This window comes from Stenotrophomonas sp. PE591 (genome assembly GCF_018320795.1).
Classification (GTDB): Bacteria; Pseudomonadota; Gammaproteobacteria; order Xanthomonadales; family Xanthomonadaceae; genus Stenotrophomonas; species Stenotrophomonas maltophilia.
The window spans coordinates 734,507-750,323 of the sequence record NZ_JAAOKO010000002.1 but is presented as its reverse complement, the minus strand read 5'-3'; the positions used below and the strand labels follow the sequence as shown (position 1 = coordinate 750,323).

Here is a 15,817-nt window from a genome sequence, read left to right as displayed (position 1 = left end):
GCTGCCGCCTGTTCCAGCCGGTCTTTCAGCTCCTGTGGCACGCGAACGGCCATCTGCACGTAAGGTGGCCGGCTCACGTGGACAGCCTCGCCAGGGTGAGCACCCACGCCAGCACTAGCCCAGCCAGGATTTGGGCACGCAAGCGGTAACGCACACGAAGCGCCCCGCTGGCGTGCCGTGCATTGACCCAGAAGATGCCAGCCAGGCCCAACACGGTGGCCAGGAACGCTGCAGCCAGGACGGCGGCCAACACCGCGCCCACGGTGGTCATGCCAGCGCCCCTGCCATGGTGGCCAGGACGAACCACTGTCCAGCGATGAGGCCGTAGCCGATGAGCAATCCCTCCAAGCCCGCCCAGCGTTGGCCGGGGGTGCGCAGCAGCGCCGCGCTGTCGTTGAGCAAGGACCACCCGGAGAGGATGGACAGCCACTCAAAATCAATGGTCATAGCGGTCATAGATCGAGCCCTCCCCTCCAGCGGAATTGATGGTGGAGGGCAACATGACCTCCTCGTTTTTCACGCGTCCGAACACGCTGGCAAACACGTCCATCAGCGAGGTGCTTTGGGCCGCGTCCCGTTCGGCCTGGCGCGCATACTCGTCCAACCCAGACGGGACAACCTGGCGTGCGCCGTTGACGGCGCCGCGCAACCCGCTGGCGTTGGGCATGCTCGCCCCAAAGGTGCGGTTCCACGTGTCGGAAAACCGGTCCAAGCCGTCCATGCCCATAAACAGCAATCGCGCCAGCACCAGGACAACCACGGCGTTGACGACAAGCCGCGTCGTCAGTCTGAATCCAATGAACATCTTCCCCCCTTTCGTTTCGTTGGTCGGTGTCAGACGCACGCATCGCGAACGCCATACGTTTGGGATACACCGGCACGCGAAACCCACAAGGGGGTTATTTTGACTAAAGCTAAAAATTGGGAGAAAAGCCCAATCACGCTGCAGGCGCGGCTGCACTTGCCCGTCAGCCGGCGCTCGACTGGGGCATTGCGTTGAACGGTCCGAGTGACCAAATTGGCAGGGCTAAATCGGGCCCAAGTCTTTGACCACCGCCTGGCCAGGCTTCAAAAAGCCCAATAGCAACCGTCCGCCGGCGACGGTCCGCCCCATGCTGGCGTTGAGGTATCGAGCCTGGAGCTGCGCTGCCACCAGCAGGTCCTGGGTGGCCATGCTGGCGATCGCCGGGCTCACGGCCTGCTGCTGTACAGTTCAGACGCAGATGCATGGTTGTTCGATCAAGGCTTGCAAGCCAGTGGAGCTGGGGCTGAAGTTCATGGAAAGCTTGCCGATAAACCTGTAACAAGGTAAATGAGGCGAGAAGCCAAGCGAAGCGATGGCGCGTTTCAGATCGGGGGTTGCTTTGAGCGTTCGAGAAAATCGGCTTCGCTACGTCTTGACCGTAATAGGAGCCACGGCGGCGTGCGTCTTGGCGATGCTCGCGGTCGCCCAAGCCATCCTCTACGTGCGTGACAAGGAAGGGGCGGAGGCAGTGGCGGAAGCCGCGGTGACGCGCTCGGAGGCTTTATCCCTTGCAAGGCGCGTCGCGGCCGAACAAGCCTCTCGCATTGGACAGCCGCCTTGCTCCGCCACCGACATTGACTCACTGAAAGAGATCGCGTTCCGCTCCAGCTACATGAACGACATCGGTCGCATCCGAGACGGACGCCTTGTCTGCAGCGCTCTCTGGGGGCGCTCGCGCCCCTACACCCTCCCCGCCCCACGCTTCTCCAGCGGCGCTGTCCGGCTTTGGCACGCATCGGATCTCGTTGGCTCCCCCTACACCGGGTCCAATCTGATCGCCCAAGGCGACACATTCACCGTGTCCTCCCCGTCTGCCTTCGAGAGCTTGGACCCTGCGCGCAGCAGCTCCATCAGCATCGAAACGAAGGACCGATCGTTTACATTCCGCACCTTGTCCCCGACCAGCCGCGTCGGCACCCCGTCTCTCGTCCAAGCTCAACATTGCAGCCGGGTGGCCGACGTTTGCGCGTTCGTTACCAGCCCTAGGCACGTGGTGTCCGAACTGCCCTCGGCGTTGCTCACCACCATCCTGTCAGCGGGTGCCTCGGTAGGGCTTTTGCTCGCGTTCTTGCTGATCAAACACCAAATCACGGCTCGGCAAACCATCCAGCAACGGTTGGTGCTTGCACTGAAGCGCAGCGAGATCGAACTGGCCTACCAGCCACTGCGTCGAATTGGCACGCGGGAGCTCGTGGGATTTGAAGCGCTCAGCCGCTGGCGCCCGCCGGGAGACGATGAAATCCCGCCGGCCATCTTCGTGCCCATCGCCCACCGATTCGGCCTGAGTCCTGATCTTTTTCGATACGTGCTGGCCCGTGCCATGAATGATCTCGCCCCCGCGCTGAGGGAGCATAGGAACCTCTACGTAAGCATCAATGCCGAGCCCGTGGACATGGCCCAAGAGTGCGTCGTTCGCTACATCGGCAGCGTCACCAACGATTTTGGCGTGTTGCCAGAGCAAATTCGCATCGAGATCACCGAGCGGGAAGAACTCGTGTCCGCTGCCGCAAAGAGCAACATGCAGGCCCTCTCAGTTCTGGGATACCGGTTCTTGATCGACGACTTCGGGACCGGCAGCGCCAACTTCTCCCGCCTCGCCCAATCGCCGTTTCGAGGAATCAAGATCGATCGCATGTTCGTGGCCGCTATCAACGAGGACTCCCCCCTGCGGCCCGTTTTGCCAGGGATGTATCGCATCGCACGTGAGCTTGGGCTGGATGTCATCGCAGAAGGCGTCGAATCAGAGGCGCAAGATTTGCTGCTCTACCGGATTGCTCCAGAGGCTATTGGCCAAGGGTGGCACTATGGCTGCCCTCTCTCAACCAAAGACGCGCTTGCCGCCATCCAAGTTGGGTAGCCCTCGCGCACGGGTCGACCCGAGCGCGTTCACTGGCGCTTGACGTTCGCCCTAGCAAGATGTCCGTGCGTCCGATGGACGCGACAATCGTGAAAATCTCCGCTATGGCGCTGACCCCAGTTGGCGCCGCCGAACCCAACGGGGTGACTCCCCCTCCCCTAGGTGACGCCCCGGCAGTTCAGGGCATCGTCGTGATCGGCCCCCCTAGCAGGCGGCCTCTTTAGGGCAACGCGCGACACACACCCTCAGCAGTGGTCCGCAACCGACTGGCCGCCGGTCTGGCCTTTTGCTGGTTAACGAACTGGCTCAGCGCTTTCCAACAGCGCCGCTCGGTTACTTCCCTGTGCCTAAGGCTGTCGCCGTGCAGCCCGCCTCTTTATCATGCTCCTGCGACGGCAATAGAGGGATCGGACAGCGGTATCTGGCGTGCGGACTGCGCGGACGACCCCGTAGATGAATTCTTCAGAATCCAATTGTCTCATCTGGTTCCGGTGGGGTTGTCGCGGTGCATCATATGCATTCCGCTCTGTTCAGCTTTTTGTTCATCTTCATGCCCAACATTGGACGTTTCTTCATCGATCAGGTTGAGGGTGTGCGGCGGGCCGACGGCTCGCTCTTGCAGGTCACGCGGATCAGTTGCGCTTGTCTGGAATGCGGCCGCCAACTGCGATTGGTTCCAGGGCATGGCCTGCTGGACTTGGACGGCGCCGCCGTGCTCACTTGCCCGCTCTGTGACAACCGCTAGGCGGTGGCACGCGCGAGGTTGGAAAAGCTTTGCCCCCAACCTAACCACCCGCGCATGGCGAGTCTTGATTGAAGAGTGGACCGCTGTGTGCTGGCCCGAAAGGGCCGATTGACGGTGCAGTCAAGCGGAACGCTCACCGGTTTCCAACGCTTGAGCTTGGGGCCACCCTGCTGCCAGACCGCGATTCGGTGGCCAGCCAATGGAGGAGGGGTATGCACAAGGCTGAGACGGAGGCGTTGGTCAAGTTGGAGCTCCGCCTGAGCGAGTGCGAGAGGCGCCTGCCCAACGCTGAGGGCGAAACCAATGCCTTGGAGTATGCGGTCAGGGCTTTGGTGGCCAGTTCTGCCAATCCCACCGCGGTGCGCCTTGCATGGGCCCACCTGATGCCCATGATCGTCGACATCCATGTGCCTCCCCAGCCAACGCTCCAATGCGGACTTTCTGCTTGGCTTGCGTCATGGACTGAGGTCCGTGGCCGAGCAAATCGACGCTTTGCCCTGCCCCCTAGAGACCTCCCAGATCGAGAACGGTTGCTTGGCCCTTTGAGAGAATTGCTGCCAACAGACGACCGCCCGCTAATGGCCGCTCGCTGTCGCCGTTGAGGTAAGCGGCTTGCAAGCGTCCTGCTGCCATCAACTCCGCCCGTCCCATGCCTGCTGGCTGATTCCGCAAGGGCTCTCCTGGCGACGCCAAGCCTCCCACCAGCGCTTGGACCACGGCGGGACGGCCATCTTCGGACTTTGCATAAGCGGTGGCAACCATGCGCTGGGCGTGCGCCGACCAGCCGCCCAAAACCAACTCGGTGTGCATAGCGCTGATGGGTATGCCAGCGGCTGCCGCCGCGCTCACGTAGTTTGGCCAGAGGCGATCAATCACGCCGCCAAGCTCGCCGGACAGCCGCTCTATCGTGAAGTCTGCTCGAAAACTGGCTTGGAGACAGAGCTCGTAGATTCTTAGGAAGAACTGGGCCGACCCACGCGTGGCCAAGACGGCGTTGTGCTGAGGCAGCAGAAGCAACTTGGCGCCCTCTGAGTGCGCCCCGGTTTGAGCATCTTGCGCAAGGGTATCGACGGTCACAGCCAAGTGATCGGCACTCAGCAACACGTTCAAAATGCTCATCTGCCGTCCTTGGGATCCATTCCGTCGATTGAACCTTCCAACGCCAATTCAGCCATAGGGGTTGTTGAGAATCTCAGACGCAATCCGCTCTCCCGCGTCCAACGCATGGAGGCACGACGACGCTTTGATGCTCAAATCCGAGCGCCCTCCCACGCCGTGGACCTCGACAGCGAGAAGAACCCAACGGCTTTCACTGAGCCGCCAGATCTCGGAGGTGTAAACGTGCTCTCCCACCGACAAGGTGACCCGTTCTAAATCTTTGCCCGGCTTGGAAGTACCCATGGCCCTCGAACCCTGACTGTTCAAAAGCAGTGTGCACGCGAACGCCGCTGGCCTCAACTGATCGCCTTCCTGCGACGCGGGGAGTCACACTCAAGCGAAATGCCCCCCGATGGATCAGACCCAGTCCTCATTGGATGCCGGCGATGTGACCGTGACCTGCCCAACCTGGGGTGGCCGTCATGGCGTTGAAAGGGCGGGACATAGTGAGGGGGCCGCGCCCACCGCGTTCGGGGCATCTCCGGCCGACTCCACCGCTGAAATGGGCCCGATCTGCAGCAGAGCCAAGGCCGCCAAGCACGCCTGCCGACTGGCGAACGTCTCCCGGGGAGCCATCAAAACATGCCCGCGTGGCGCCACCAGCCGCCAGCGCCAACCTTCCGCCCCGGTGATCCCGGCCCAAAATCCCACCCGGTGGTATACCTCAACGTACATAGCTGCCTTGCGTGATCAATCTGCGATGCTAGCGCGATCGAACCGAGCTCGGCCTATCTTCCGGCCGGGCGTTTAACTCGTCTTTTGAACAACGCGCTCAGGCGTGCGTCGCTAGAGCCTGCTCCGGCCCCGGGACGCCCCGGCTCACAGGCTCATCCAGCAGGTTTGAGCCCCCAGGACGTCCGGGAAGAGACCGCAACAATTGACTCACCCTGTGGACGCTTCCTCCCCTACCCCCCTCCGCACCCAGCACGTAGAGAACCCGCCCCTCAAACTGGGCGGATACCAGCTCAAGCCCCTCCACGTCTGCCAACTTCTTCGTCAGAAGAGCTCGCCACGACGCGGGCGGTTCGGATTCAAATTCGACGATCACCGCGGTATCACCGCACTCCAGCGGCATGATTTCGACGCGAAGGGCGTGGGGCGACGCTGCCGGCAAATCGGGGGCGGATCGGGCCATAGTGGGAGTGTCCAGGCGGGAGGGGTGGGGATTGAGTATCCAGCCCTCGCGGCAAAACCGCGTCAAGGCGCGACGGCGCCCTCGCCTTCCCGTGATTGCCGTCATCACAGGGATGCACCAGCGCTTTACTCCCAGTCCTGCATGATTCCTCGAATTTTTGATCAACCAGGTTTGCTATGACTGCCTCTCGTACCCTCGCATCCTTCTTGTAGAGCACGACGTCGCCATCCGCGAATCGATGCAGGACGTTCTCAAAGACAGCGGCTATGACATCACTGCGGTCGGAGACGCTGAAGCGGCTGTGGAGCGCTTGGCGCAGCAACCCGCCTTCGATCTCCTCATCTCCGACGTGGGCCTGCCGGGGATGAACGGGCACGATCTCGCCAAGCACGCCATGGCACGCCACCCTTCCGTGACGGTCCTGCTGGTCACCGGTCACGGGGGCGTTCCCGGCGCAGACCCACACTTCCTCGAAAACGACGTTATGCTGCTCAAGGAGCTTTCACGCTGCTGGAGTTGCTGGGAACGGTTCGTTCGACGCTTTGACGGCTTCCAGCAACAACTCGGTCACTCTTCTTTCCAACTCCCCCGCGGCGAACGGCTTGGTGAGTATCTCCATGCCAGACTCAAGCTGGCCGGCTCCTACCGCGACGCTTGCTGCATAGCCGGTGATGAATAACACCGGCGTGTCGGACGGCGCTGCCGGCCCGCGTCCGCCACCTGCCGCCCATTGAGCGAGCCCGTCAGGCCCACGTCCGTAATCAGCAAATCAAAGTGCTTTTCGCTGGCATGCACAGTGAGGGCGTCGCTGCCGTTTGCAGCCGCCTTCACGCGGTGGCCCAAACTGCTCAGCACCTCTTTCACCAGCGTGCGCATGGCGGTCTCGTCTTCTACCAGAAGGACCGAGCGACCAGGCGACGTGGCTGGGGGAAGCGCGGGCGTTTCCTGGATTCGGTCATCGGTATCAGCCGTGCTTTGCGGCAAATAAAGGTGCATCGTGGTTCCCACCCCAGGGATGGAGTCAACCGCCACCTGACCGCCGGATTGGCGCGTGAATACGTAGATCGGCAAGCCCCACCCCGTGCCCTACCCGATCGGCTTGGTCGTGAAGAAGGGCTCGAACACCTTTTCAACAACGCTCGCGTCCATGCCGGTTCCCGTGTCTCGGACCGACAAGCGAACATAGGGTCCAGGCGTCAGCACCAAACGCTCCGCCAGTCCGCCATCGACGTGTGAGAGCTCGGCCTCAATCGAGATGCGCCCTCCATCCGGCGTCGCATCGCGCTCGTTGATGCAAAGGTTGAGAAGGGCGTTTTCCAGCTGCGGAGCATCCACCCGCACGACGTCCTCCACTTGATCCGACCGCGTCTCGATCTCAATGGAGGGCCCGATGGAGCGGGCCAGGATGTGGAGCGTCCTGTTCACCATGGCCGACACGTGGATGGCCGACGGTGCCAACGTCTGCCGGCGAAAGAACGCCAACAGTCGTTGGGTTAACGCTGCAGCTCGGTCGGCCCCCGTTCGAGCCATCTCCACGTAGCGACCCAGGTCCTCCAAACGGCCTTGGCCAACGCGCATCTCCAACAGCTCCAAGCCCATGGAGACCCCGGTGAGCATGTTGTTGAAGTCGTGGGCAATGCCGCTGGCCAGTTGGCCGGGGGACTCCATCTTCTGGCCCTGTCTCAGCCGTTCCTCCATCGCCATCAGTTCGTCAGTGCCGGCCTGCACCCGCTCTTCAAGCGTTGCGGTCAACTGCTGCAAACGCTCTTGAGCCACGCGGCGATCGGTGATGCCGGAGGCTGCACCGAACCACTCGCTCACGTTGCCTTCGCTGTCCATCAACGGGACTGCCCGCAACTGTATCCAGCGGACGGAGCCGTCTGGCAACAAGGCGCGGTGTTCTACCTCCAACGGCGACGCCAACTCCGCGGCATGAGCAATGGCCAATTCCACCGCGGGCCTGTCCTCGGGGTGGATCAGCTGTTGACGCCAGTTGCCCCCAGTGGCCTTGAGCTCGGCCATGTCCCCTTGGCGATAAATCTGCTCCTGCTGCCAATCGGGGGAGATTGAGTAACGCGACTGGGTGGCCGCGGCCACAAATGCCCCCAGGGGCCGCTCGCTTGCGCCTAGGATTGGCACAATTGGCGCAATGGAAGCGTGCTGGCCTTGCGTTGAGCCTTTCCATCAACCTCTCCGCTCGGAATGTCGCGCGGCAAGGAATGGCCGATGAACTCGTGGCCAAAATCCACGCGCAGGGGTTGGATTGCCAGGACGTGGAGGTCGAGATCACCGAGGGAGAATGGCTGCGGGTCAACTCGCTGCCGGGCGAGCAACTCAAGCGGATGGCCTCGTCAGGCATTCGGCTCGGGGTGGATGACTTCGGCAGCGGCTACAGCAATTTCGGGTACCTGACCGAGTTGCCCATTCACACGCTCAAGCTCGACAAGTCGCTGATAGACGATATTTCCGAAGACCAACGCGCATTGCTCAAGGTCCAAGCGATCGTCGGTCTGGCCCATGATCTGGGCTACTCGACCGTCGCTGAAGGAGCCGAGACGAACGGTCAGGTCGCCAAGCTCCAAGGCCTTGGGTGTGACGAAATTCAAGGTTTCGCGCTTTCCAGACCCATCAGCGCCATTGAGTTGGCCGAGCTCCTTGCGCCCTGACCCGAGGGAGTTTGATACTCGGTCTTCCAGCCGACGAACCGTCCCGGATGGAAGCACGCGGAAGGATCCTGCAGCGTGCGTATCGCTTTCAGGAAGTCTGCGAGATCGCTGAGGCCGCTGACTGCCTCTGGCCTATTTCAGGACCCTACCCGTGGCTAATACCGGCTTTTATTTTGCTTCGCTTTGTCAATGGAGAACTGACCTCCGACGGCGCTCTGGCGCGTCTGCATGCTGTTGAGGCCACTTGTAGCAGCTGTGGTCTCACCTCGCTGCTAGCACCGGGCGAGGGCCTGACGGACTTGGAAGGCGCCGGTGTGATGGTGTGCCCACACTGCCAGAACCACCAAGCGGTGAGCCGGATGAGGTTGGAAGAGTTCATGAAGCGAATGGCCGGCACGAACGCTACAGCCACCGCTAACCCATCGTCTTCGGACGACGGGCAGGTCTTGTCAGAGTGAGGCCCTTGGCCTGCCAATCTGAACGCCTCGGATTTCTTAGGGCATGAATTGCCACGGTGGACACATTAAGGGCATGATGCGATCGCCCTTTGGTCTTTGCCCACAGAAACCATGACCGTTCCCCTGCCTTATGATCCATTTCTGCAGGCCTCATCAGAGCCATTGCTGGAGCTGGTGATTGTGCGTGTGGGCTGCGATTTGTTCGGTGTGGATGTCGAGTCGGCCGTGGAAATACGCGGACCAGAGACGCTGACCCGAACCCGGGACCGCCAGTTTGTAGTCTCGATCAGAGGGCAAGACGTCCCTGTGGTTGATCTGGGCTTGATCACCGGAGGCGATGCAGTCGGGACGGGTTGTCCAGCAATGCTGTTGGTTCAATCCGCGGTTCAGCTGTTCGCCCTTGCAGTGGACGAAGTCTTGGTCATCGAGAGCCTGTCTGCCTGGCGTGCCGAGCCTGCCGCTCACAGCGACCGATTCGCTGAGCTCTGCCCGCAGGGCGTGCAGCTGGGAAACGGCAAACGCGTCGCCGTCATTGACCCTGGTCGTGCCCTATCCATTCAGCAACGGCTGGAGATCGATTCAGGTTGATTGCCCAATGCTGCACGGTGCTGCCGCTTTCAGTTGCAACCGATTCGCGCGCGTTCCAAGTTCCACGCTTTGCGGTAATCTCTGGCTGACACCGCGATTCCGTGCATGAGGCGCTCGATGGAGAAATTCGACGGAGCAACGTGGTTCCCACTGGACAGGTTTGAAGTCGGCATTGACGCCGAAACAGCAGTGGTTGCACTCGGGCTTTACCAAGTTCGCAACGCGGCCGGTGACTCGACCATGTGCGGCTCGACGATGACTCCGACGCAAGCGGAGCGAACTGGCAATGCCCTTTTGATCGCCGCCAACCGTGCTCGCCTGACGATCCCGGGCTCAAGCAGCAGCCACTGATCCTCTTCTGTGTTGATGTGCCTGCTCGCGGAGGGCTTGGTGAACGACGAGGTCAGGGACGCATTTTTGCGTCTTCAAGAAGCAATGAATCGCATGCATATACGTGTTGCGGCGCTGGAAGCGGCCACAGTGCTCCTGCTTCGCACGAACGCCGGCAACGCCAACGTCGCAGACGAGTTTGAGCGCAGCATTCGGCACTACCTCCAAGGGATGGACCAGCACCGGGACCATGTCTTCGCGTTCGAGGAGATCGTCGAGCCATGGCTGGGCATCCTGAGGGAACCATTGGCTGGCATTCCCCCGTCTCCGAGCCGCTGAACTGCCAAAGCGGAGCGGCCATCGGGCGGCCGTAACCTCGGCCAATGCCATTGCCGCCTCGCCGCCTCACGGCGCAAGGCGCCGAGCTTTCGGCGCGCTTGCGGGTCTGAGGCCGCCATCCAGGCGGCCTCACCCACGGTGACTTCAGCGGCAACTTCGGTCAACCATGCCCTGCGAGCGACCATGCGTTCGCACTGGCCTTGGAAGGGCGGTTAGAACTCCTGCCAGTGCGCTGCGTCCGCAGATACCTGCCGTGCGGGACGAGCTGGCAATGCCTTCGGCGGGGTTGGCTTGCCCGCGTAGGCGGTTTGAGAAAGGCGGGAGCCGTCCACAGCACCTGGCTTGGTCAAGCTTGCACTGGCCGTGGCTGGCGTCTTTCCCTGCGCGCGTTCATTCACCTTGAAGACCGCGACGGCGGTTGCCAGCTGTACCGACTGGTCTTCCATGGATCGGGCAGCGGCGGTCGCTTCTTCCACCAACGCGGCGTTCTGCTGGGTCGTTTCGTCCATCTGAGAAACAGCCTGGTTCACTTGCTCGATGCCCGACGCCTGCTCCTGAGAGGCGGCAGATATCTCACCAATGACGTTGGACACGCGCTCAACCGAGCTGACAATCTCAGACATCGTCTGGCCAGCCTGGTCAACCAGCGCCGATCCTTGAGCGACCTTGGCCACAGAGTCCTCGATTAGCCCCTTGATCTCCTTGGCTGCAGAGGCAGAGCACTGTGCCAACGTGCGCACCTCGGAGGCCACCACGGCGAACCCTCGACCCTGGTCCCCGGCTCGAGCCGCCTCCACGGCCGCATTGAGTGCGAGGATGTTGGTCTGGAAAGCAATGCCATCGATCACGGAGATGATGTCCCCGATGCGGCGCGACGAGGCTTCGATACCCCCCATCGTCTCCACTACTTTCCCGACCACTCCACCGCCCTGCCCGGCCACGCGCGAGGCCCCACTCTGGCCAACTCGCTGGCCTGGCGTGCATGCTCGGCGTTTTGGCGCACGGTGGAGGTAAGCTCCTCCATGGACGCCGCCGTCTCTTCCAAGTTGGCCGCTTGTTGTTCGGTGCGTCGCGACAAGTCGCCATTGCCCGCGGCAATTTCCGTCGACGCGGTATTGATTGCCGTGGATGCCTGCTGGATGCGGGAGACGATATCGGTCAGCTGAGCCACGGTCGCGTTAGCGTCTTCGCTCATCGTCGCAAAGACGCCGCGGAAGTCGCCTTCCATGCGGTGGGTCAAGTCGCCAGAGGCAATGGCCTGAAGCAAGGTGGAGACGGCGCTGAGGCTGTGGTCAGCTGTCTCCATCAGACGGTTGAGGTCCGAAACCATCAATTCAAAGTCGTGCTGGAACGCAGACGTGTTACCGCGGGCGGAGAAGTCGCCGTCGGCAGCCGACACTGCCAACCGCTTGATCTCCGTGTTGATCGCCAGCAGACTTGCTTTGGCAGCGTCCATCGATTCGTGGAGCACGCCCGGGAGCCGGGCAGGCGTCGCGCGTCACGCCGCAGGTCACCGGCCGCATACTCGTTGAGCACTTGGATGGCATCCAGGATGGCCTCAAGGTGCTCGAACACCATTGTGTTCATGCCCTTGGCCAGCTCGCCGTAGACACCGGGCAGGTCCTCCGGAATCCGGTGCGAGATGTCTTCGGCCTCGTGAAGCTTGACCATGACCTTGGTGTCGTTCGAAAAACGCTCCAAGGTGGCAACCATTTGACGGAGGGAGAGCAGCATCTGGCGCGCCTCATCGCGGCTCTGGTAGTCGGTTCGCACGTTGAGGTCGCCATTGGCCACGCTGCGGATAGCGGGCAACGCCTCACCAATGGGCCGGGTGACCGAACGGCTGATCGCCCACCCCAGCACGCTTGCGACCAAGTACAGCACCGCCAAGACCAAGCCTGTGATCGACATCAGGTTGTTGAGGCTTGCTGCGTTGGTTGCGAGTTCAGCCTTCATGCCGCGAAGGTTGTATTCGCTGACTTTCTCCATGGCGTCGAACAGCGCCACGCGCTTTGCCCTGGATTCTGTCACCGAGATCGTCTGCGCGGCCTCGGCATCGCCAGCGAGGAGCGCAGCGTGAAGCTGATCGTGGATGACAAAGTAATCGCTCAACGCAGCGCTGACCGGCTTGAACAACGCGGCATCTTCGCCATCGGCGAAGGACCGCAGGTATTGCTTCACCAGCTCGTTGATCTTGGCCTTGCCCGCCACGATCCGCTGTTCGTATTGCTTGACGGCCTCAGCGGAAGTGGCTTCGCTGACCTGGGAGGTTTCGTAGATGCGGAGATCGCCGAACTGCGCACGCATCTCTCCGATGGCATAGCTGCCAGGCGCCCAGACGGACTCAATCCTGGACAACTCCTGCTTCGAATGTGACGCGCGGACAATAGTGAAGATGCCCAACGCCAAGGTCATGCTGGTCGTTATGGCGAATGCCAGCATCAGTTTTTTGGAGATGCTTCCGACGTGGCTTCTTCGGCGCACAGGAAGAACACGGCGTCGCCGTGGCTTGAAGCACTCAACGCGCTATGAATGGAGATAAGCGCGGCGAAAGGAGACCTGACGAAGGCCTCCTGGTAACTGTGGCCTTTGATCTCGCTCGCCGTGGCCAACAGCGCGCTTGGCCTGCTCCGCTCGATCAGAAAGCGGCCGATTGCTGGAGTCGGGAAATCCAATGGCGAACGACGTATTCAGGAGCCAGTTCTTGAACGCTGTCTGCAGGACAACGATCTGGTCGCCGTCTTGAAAGTGACGGTGCTGAACGACAGTGCTTCTGATGATGCAAGTAGCGCGCATTGATGGGCAGCAGCGACGTTCGCTTCCAGCGTATCCACTGTAAAGAGGAAGGCTTGCGGTCCAATGCACTCCAAAGGGCGGATGCATGTTGCCAGTCAGCTAGCGCACGTGCGCGCCTGCCGGTTCGCCTCTGCAATCTTTGCCAAGCGCCTCGATCCAGGAAGCGATCTGTTTGACGCCGTAGGGCTTGGACAAAACACCCCGATCCCGGTGCCGGCTGATCACATCGTTCGGATGAAGCGTGGAGGTAAAGAAGACAGCGATGCCATCGCGCCGAAGTTCGTCTGCCAACTTGTATGCACTGCGCCGGGCGTCAGGGCTGGCGGGCACATCCAGAATGACGACGTCGACGTGCCCCGCTTGCGCTGCGCGCAAGGCTCCTGAGCTGAATTCCAAGCATTCGACGTCATAGCCGAGCTCTCTTAGTTCGACTCCAACCACCTCACAGATGGAGGTTTCAATGTCCACGAAGAGAACGTTCATGTGGATTGCCGTTCCACAAGGTCGGGTCAAATTTTCCACACGGTCAGCAGCTGGTTCAAGCTAGTTGGGACGACTTCTGCTTTCGGCAGACGGAATCTGCTCAGCTTTGCCAACGCTTCATCGGGAGCGCGAGAGGAGCTCCCAGCATCCTTCCGCCGGGTGACAGACCAGTCGCCACGATGTTCATTTCGCCTCCCCTTCGCTGAGTGGTTTCGAGAGGGGCCCCACGTAGACTGAGGCAGACGGCCCTCCCGTGAAGCGCACAAGGAGATCCATCGCCGTTGCATTCATTGCGTCCGCATCGCCCCGCTGAGAGAAGCTGGCCCAGTCTGCCATCGCGATGCTCTGCAGCTGGCCCTCCTTGGCCAAAAACAGCCGCATAGGCCACCGCGGCAGCCGACGTTGCGAGACACGCCCGCGTGCCAACTCGATGAAGTTCAGGTGGCTGCGCGCTTCGGATGCCCTGGCGTAGGCAACGCGAAGGCCATCCGGTGGACCCTCCAGGTAGGACAGGAACCGGGCCCCGTCGTACAAGGTCACCCCGGTCACGCCGGCCTGTCTGTTGAACCGCTCCGCGTCGGCTATCAACTCAACCAGCCGCCCAAGGCTAAGGTAGGGGCTGGCCTCACTCACAAAAACCACCGCACGGTTTGGCATGACACGCTCCTAAGATTGCTTCAGACCCAACAACCTGACGGGTCGGGAAGAGCAACAAGTGCTACACGGCAACCTTTGATTTTGCCTTCCAGGCGCCTGTTTCCAGATCCTTCCGCAGCACCCAGTCCTTCGCCGGAATCTTTGCCCCACGGGCGGTCAGGTAGTCCGGCATGAATAGCATGATCTCCCCCCCTTGAATCAGACAGCTGGTCGAGAGGACCACGCCGTCACTGAGCTCGACCAAGCAGGTGGCTCTCTCGCCCAGTTCAGCCTGCTCGCCTGTCAGGGACGCGGTGGCCCCTGGGTAGATGTGGCTGTGAGTAAATTCCAACCGCATGGCATGCCCCTGTCGAATGCCTCAAATTCATGACTCCCCTGCTTCCACTGTGCAACGTGAATCGGGCGGCCTACAGAGGAAATCCGTTACCCATCACTGCGGAACGTCATCGAGACGATTGCCGACCAATGCGGCAAGCCGCTCCATCCCCGTTTCTGGGATGAATTTCCCTCCGAAGCGTTGGGAGAAATTCACCCAGTTCGACCTCATCAGTGCTTTGAGCTCGGCTTCTGAAATCCGCAGGAAGAGCAATGCATGCGCAGGGAACCGCAACTGCTGGATGGATCCCCGCGCCAGCTCAACGATTTCGGTATGCAGGGTGAAGGACTGGGTGTAAACGGAGCTCGCAGCCACCGCACTCGCTGTGCCTTCCAAATATGTTAAAAACCTGCTGCCGTCGAAGCATACAACTGCACGCGAGCCGCACTTGGCATTGAACTCTCGGCCTGCACGCATGACTTCGGGCAAGCGCTCCTCACCGATCTCTTCCACAGCCGCGCTTACGAACACCACCGCACACTTAGACATTACGGGCTACCTTTCACTCGGCACCAGTGCAAGCCGGCCAACGTGGATCAGCTGTGTACAAAACGCAGGCCAGCTTGAATTTCAGTTTTCAGTTGCGCTATTCCTGAACCTTTAAGAGTGCACCATGGCTAGCCCCGTCCCCGACTCAAGTTGGCTGCAAGAGCGATGACCTCGCTAGGGATCACGGCCCCGAGGTGCGCGAGAACCGCGGCTTGGACGACCTCTGTGTTGCAGAGGAAGAATATCCCGTCTCGCGGCCCAGCCGACGTCAGAGACCGGTTGACACTGATCACCGAAGCTGGCACATCGCTCACGAACACTTCGTGAAACTTCGACCCCGCAAAGCGCGCTTCGAGGGCTCTCCGACTTGCTTTCGTGTCCTGCCGTAGCGCCACACCGTATTTTCCAGACAATCCGATGCCACTGGCGGTAAATACGTAATGATCTTTAAACGAGGTCAACCACACCAGAATCGGTCCGCCCTCGGCGAGAACGCGTCTGTGAGCAAGCTTGCTACGTATCATCGGGCTGCTCGTTGTTGGCCTGATTGATCGATTCGCCCCTCTTGTGGCTCCGTGGGCGGCGCGAATTGCGAGCTACGAACGATGGACAGGATCAGTATCCGACAGCGGCAGAGGTGAGGGCAACGCCTGCGCGCCGCCCTTCATTTCGGCCGTCCGGGTAGATGGGCTCACCGCACCACAAACGGCCGATC

Annotated in this window: 20 protein-coding genes and 1 pseudogene; 7 read left to right on the top strand and 14 right to left on the bottom strand. The window is 61.2% G+C overall.

Annotated features, from left to right (window positions below):
• Positions 1-73: 73 nt before the first annotated feature.
• The 4 genes from JLDANKMP_RS08785 to JLDANKMP_RS08770 all read right to left on the bottom strand — a co-directional run bounded on the left by JLDANKMP_RS08785 (position 74) and on the right by JLDANKMP_RS08770 (position 1,195).
• A complete protein-coding gene (locus JLDANKMP_RS08785; RefSeq protein WP_046272122.1) occupies positions 74-271 on the bottom strand; it encodes a hypothetical protein in 198 nt (65 codons plus the stop codon).
• A complete protein-coding gene (locus tag JLDANKMP_RS08780) occupies positions 268-447 on the bottom strand; it encodes a hypothetical protein (RefSeq protein WP_046272123.1) in 180 nt (59 codons plus the stop codon). The genes JLDANKMP_RS08785 and JLDANKMP_RS08780 overlap by 4 nt, the downstream gene beginning before the upstream one ends.
• On the bottom strand, positions 437-805 hold the full coding sequence (locus JLDANKMP_RS08775) for a hypothetical protein (RefSeq protein WP_046272124.1): 369 nt from the start codon (positions 803-805) through the stop codon (positions 437-439). The genes JLDANKMP_RS08780 and JLDANKMP_RS08775 overlap by 11 nt, the downstream gene beginning before the upstream one ends.
• 222 nt (positions 806-1,027) lie before the next feature.
• On the bottom strand, positions 1,028-1,195 hold the full coding sequence (locus JLDANKMP_RS08770) for a hypothetical protein (protein ID WP_153643641.1): 168 nt from the start codon (positions 1,193-1,195) through the stop codon (positions 1,028-1,030).
• A gap of 241 nt (positions 1,196-1,436) precedes the next feature.
• On the opposite strand from JLDANKMP_RS08770, the gene JLDANKMP_RS08765 reads away from it, so the two are divergent.
• Entirely contained in the window at positions 1,437-2,882 is a 1,446-nt protein-coding gene (locus JLDANKMP_RS08765; RefSeq protein WP_046272226.1) for an EAL domain-containing protein, read from the top strand.
• A 478-nt stretch (positions 2,883-3,360) separates the two neighbouring features.
• On the opposite strand, the gene JLDANKMP_RS08760 is transcribed toward JLDANKMP_RS08765, so the two are convergent.
• From JLDANKMP_RS08760 to JLDANKMP_RS08750, 3 genes are all read right to left on the bottom strand, one after another.
• Positions 3,361-3,567, bottom strand: coding sequence for a hypothetical protein (locus tag JLDANKMP_RS08760; RefSeq protein ID WP_153643642.1), 207 nt, complete (start codon positions 3,565-3,567; stop codon positions 3,361-3,363).
• 564 nt (positions 3,568-4,131) lie between these two features.
• A complete protein-coding gene (locus JLDANKMP_RS08755; protein WP_032971128.1) occupies positions 4,132-4,746 on the bottom strand; it encodes a hypothetical protein in 615 nt (204 codons plus the stop codon).
• Between the two features lie 48 nt (positions 4,747-4,794).
• Complete coding sequence (locus JLDANKMP_RS08750; protein ID WP_106468504.1) at positions 4,795-5,028, bottom strand: hypothetical protein; 234 nt, start codon at positions 5,026-5,028, stop codon at positions 4,795-4,797.
• Positions 5,029-6,077: 1,049 nt separating this feature from the next.
• On the opposite strand from JLDANKMP_RS08750, the gene JLDANKMP_RS08745 reads away from it, so the two are divergent.
• Complete coding sequence (locus JLDANKMP_RS08745; protein ID WP_050559897.1) at positions 6,078-6,599, top strand: response regulator; 522 nt, start codon at positions 6,078-6,080, stop codon at positions 6,597-6,599.
• Here JLDANKMP_RS08745 and JLDANKMP_RS08740 read toward each other — a convergent pair.
• Both JLDANKMP_RS08740 and JLDANKMP_RS08735 read right to left on the bottom strand, forming a co-directional pair.
• Entirely contained in the window at positions 6,563-6,991 is a 429-nt protein-coding gene (locus JLDANKMP_RS08740) for a response regulator (RefSeq protein WP_065427813.1), read from the bottom strand. The genes JLDANKMP_RS08745 and JLDANKMP_RS08740 overlap by 37 nt on opposite strands.
• Before the next feature lie 15 nt (positions 6,992-7,006).
• A complete protein-coding gene (locus JLDANKMP_RS08735; protein WP_139338728.1) occupies positions 7,007-7,942 on the bottom strand; it encodes a PAS domain-containing protein in 936 nt (311 codons plus the stop codon).
• A 119-nt stretch (positions 7,943-8,061) separates the two neighbouring features.
• Between JLDANKMP_RS08735 and JLDANKMP_RS08730 the strand changes: the two genes are divergently transcribed.
• The 4 genes from JLDANKMP_RS08730 (at position 8,062) to JLDANKMP_RS08715 (ending at position 10,301) form a co-directional block, all read left to right on the top strand.
• Positions 8,062-8,586 (top strand): EAL domain-containing protein, encoded by a 525-nt coding sequence (locus tag JLDANKMP_RS08730; RefSeq protein ID WP_032971133.1) that lies wholly within the window; start codon positions 8,062-8,064, stop codon positions 8,584-8,586.
• Positions 8,587-9,155: 569 nt separating this feature from the next.
• Positions 9,156-9,632 (top strand): chemotaxis protein CheW, encoded by a 477-nt coding sequence (locus JLDANKMP_RS08725; protein ID WP_046272126.1) that lies wholly within the window; start codon positions 9,156-9,158, stop codon positions 9,630-9,632.
• 117 nt (positions 9,633-9,749) lie between these two features.
• Positions 9,750-9,983 (top strand): hypothetical protein, encoded by a 234-nt coding sequence (locus JLDANKMP_RS08720; RefSeq protein ID WP_032971135.1) that lies wholly within the window; start codon positions 9,750-9,752, stop codon positions 9,981-9,983.
• A gap of 39 nt (positions 9,984-10,022) precedes the next feature.
• Positions 10,023-10,301, top strand: a complete 279-nt coding sequence (locus JLDANKMP_RS08715) for a hypothetical protein (RefSeq protein ID WP_125892001.1) — start codon at positions 10,023-10,025, stop codon at positions 10,299-10,301.
• A 212-nt stretch (positions 10,302-10,513) separates the two neighbouring features.
• Here JLDANKMP_RS08715 and JLDANKMP_RS22405 read toward each other — a convergent pair.
• Positions 10,514-12,743, bottom strand: a pseudogene (locus JLDANKMP_RS22405) (methyl-accepting chemotaxis protein).
• Between the two features lie 147 nt (positions 12,744-12,890).
• Here JLDANKMP_RS22405 and JLDANKMP_RS08695 point away from each other — a divergent pair.
• A complete protein-coding gene (locus JLDANKMP_RS08695; RefSeq protein ID WP_139338727.1) occupies positions 12,891-13,100 on the top strand; it encodes a hypothetical protein in 210 nt (69 codons plus the stop codon).
• Positions 13,101-13,196: 96 nt separating this feature from the next.
• Here the strand turns inward: JLDANKMP_RS08695 and JLDANKMP_RS08690 are convergent, their stop codons facing one another.
• The 4 genes from JLDANKMP_RS08690 to JLDANKMP_RS08675 form a co-directional block, all read right to left on the bottom strand.
• Complete coding sequence (locus tag JLDANKMP_RS08690; protein ID WP_032971140.1) at positions 13,197-13,580, bottom strand: response regulator; 384 nt, start codon at positions 13,578-13,580, stop codon at positions 13,197-13,199.
• Between the two features lie 183 nt (positions 13,581-13,763).
• Entirely contained in the window at positions 13,764-14,237 is a 474-nt protein-coding gene (locus JLDANKMP_RS08685) for a BLUF domain-containing protein (protein ID WP_006375647.1), read from the bottom strand.
• 61 nt (positions 14,238-14,298) lie between these two features.
• Positions 14,299-14,574 (bottom strand): hypothetical protein, encoded by a 276-nt coding sequence (locus JLDANKMP_RS08680; RefSeq protein ID WP_032971143.1) that lies wholly within the window; start codon positions 14,572-14,574, stop codon positions 14,299-14,301.
• A 93-nt stretch (positions 14,575-14,667) separates the two neighbouring features.
• Positions 14,668-15,102: a BLUF domain-containing protein gene (locus JLDANKMP_RS08675; RefSeq protein WP_006375649.1), complete on the bottom strand. Its 435-nt coding sequence runs from the start codon at positions 15,100-15,102 to the stop codon at positions 14,668-14,670.
• Positions 15,103-15,817 lie beyond the last annotated feature (715 nt).

Bases quoted from the DNA above. Each gene is read 5' to 3' on its own strand.
- JLDANKMP_RS08785 (WP_046272122.1), bottom strand. From the start codon at position 271: ATGACCACCGTGGGCGCGGTGTTGGCCGCCGTCCTGGCTGCAGCGTTC.
- JLDANKMP_RS08780 (WP_046272123.1), bottom strand. From the start codon at position 447: ATGACCATTGATTTTGAGTGGCTGTCCATCCTCTCCGGGTGGTCCTTG.
- JLDANKMP_RS08775 (WP_046272124.1), bottom strand. From the start codon at position 805: ATGTTCATTGGATTCAGACTGACGACGCGGCTTGTCGTCAACGCCGTG.
- JLDANKMP_RS08765 (WP_046272226.1), top strand. From the start codon at position 1,437: ATGCTCGCGGTCGCCCAAGCCATCCTCTACGTGCGTGACAAGGAAGGG.
- JLDANKMP_RS08760 (WP_153643642.1), bottom strand. From the start codon at position 3,567: ATGCCCTGGAACCAATCGCAGTTGGCGGCCGCATTCCAGACAAGCGCA.
- JLDANKMP_RS08755 (WP_032971128.1), bottom strand. From the start codon at position 4,746: ATGAGCATTTTGAACGTGTTGCTGAGTGCCGATCACTTGGCTGTGACC.
- JLDANKMP_RS08750 (WP_106468504.1), bottom strand. From the start codon at position 5,028: ATGGGTACTTCCAAGCCGGGCAAAGATTTAGAACGGGTCACCTTGTCG.
- JLDANKMP_RS08735 (WP_139338728.1), bottom strand. From the start codon at position 7,942: ATGGCCGAGCTCAAGGCCACTGGGGGCAACTGGCGTCAACAGCTGATC.
- JLDANKMP_RS08725 (WP_046272126.1), top strand. From the start codon at position 9,156: ATGACCGTTCCCCTGCCTTATGATCCATTTCTGCAGGCCTCATCAGAG.
- JLDANKMP_RS08720 (WP_032971135.1), top strand. From the start codon at position 9,750: ATGGAGAAATTCGACGGAGCAACGTGGTTCCCACTGGACAGGTTTGAA.
- JLDANKMP_RS08690 (WP_032971140.1), bottom strand. From the start codon at position 13,580: ATGAACGTTCTCTTCGTGGACATTGAAACCTCCATCTGTGAGGTGGTT.
- JLDANKMP_RS08685 (WP_006375647.1), bottom strand. From the start codon at position 14,237: ATGCCAAACCGTGCGGTGGTTTTTGTGAGTGAGGCCAGCCCCTACCTT.
- JLDANKMP_RS08680 (WP_032971143.1), bottom strand. From the start codon at position 14,574: ATGCGGTTGGAATTTACTCACAGCCACATCTACCCAGGGGCCACCGCG.
- JLDANKMP_RS08675 (WP_006375649.1), bottom strand. From the start codon at position 15,102: ATGTCTAAGTGTGCGGTGGTGTTCGTAAGCGCGGCTGTGGAAGAGATC.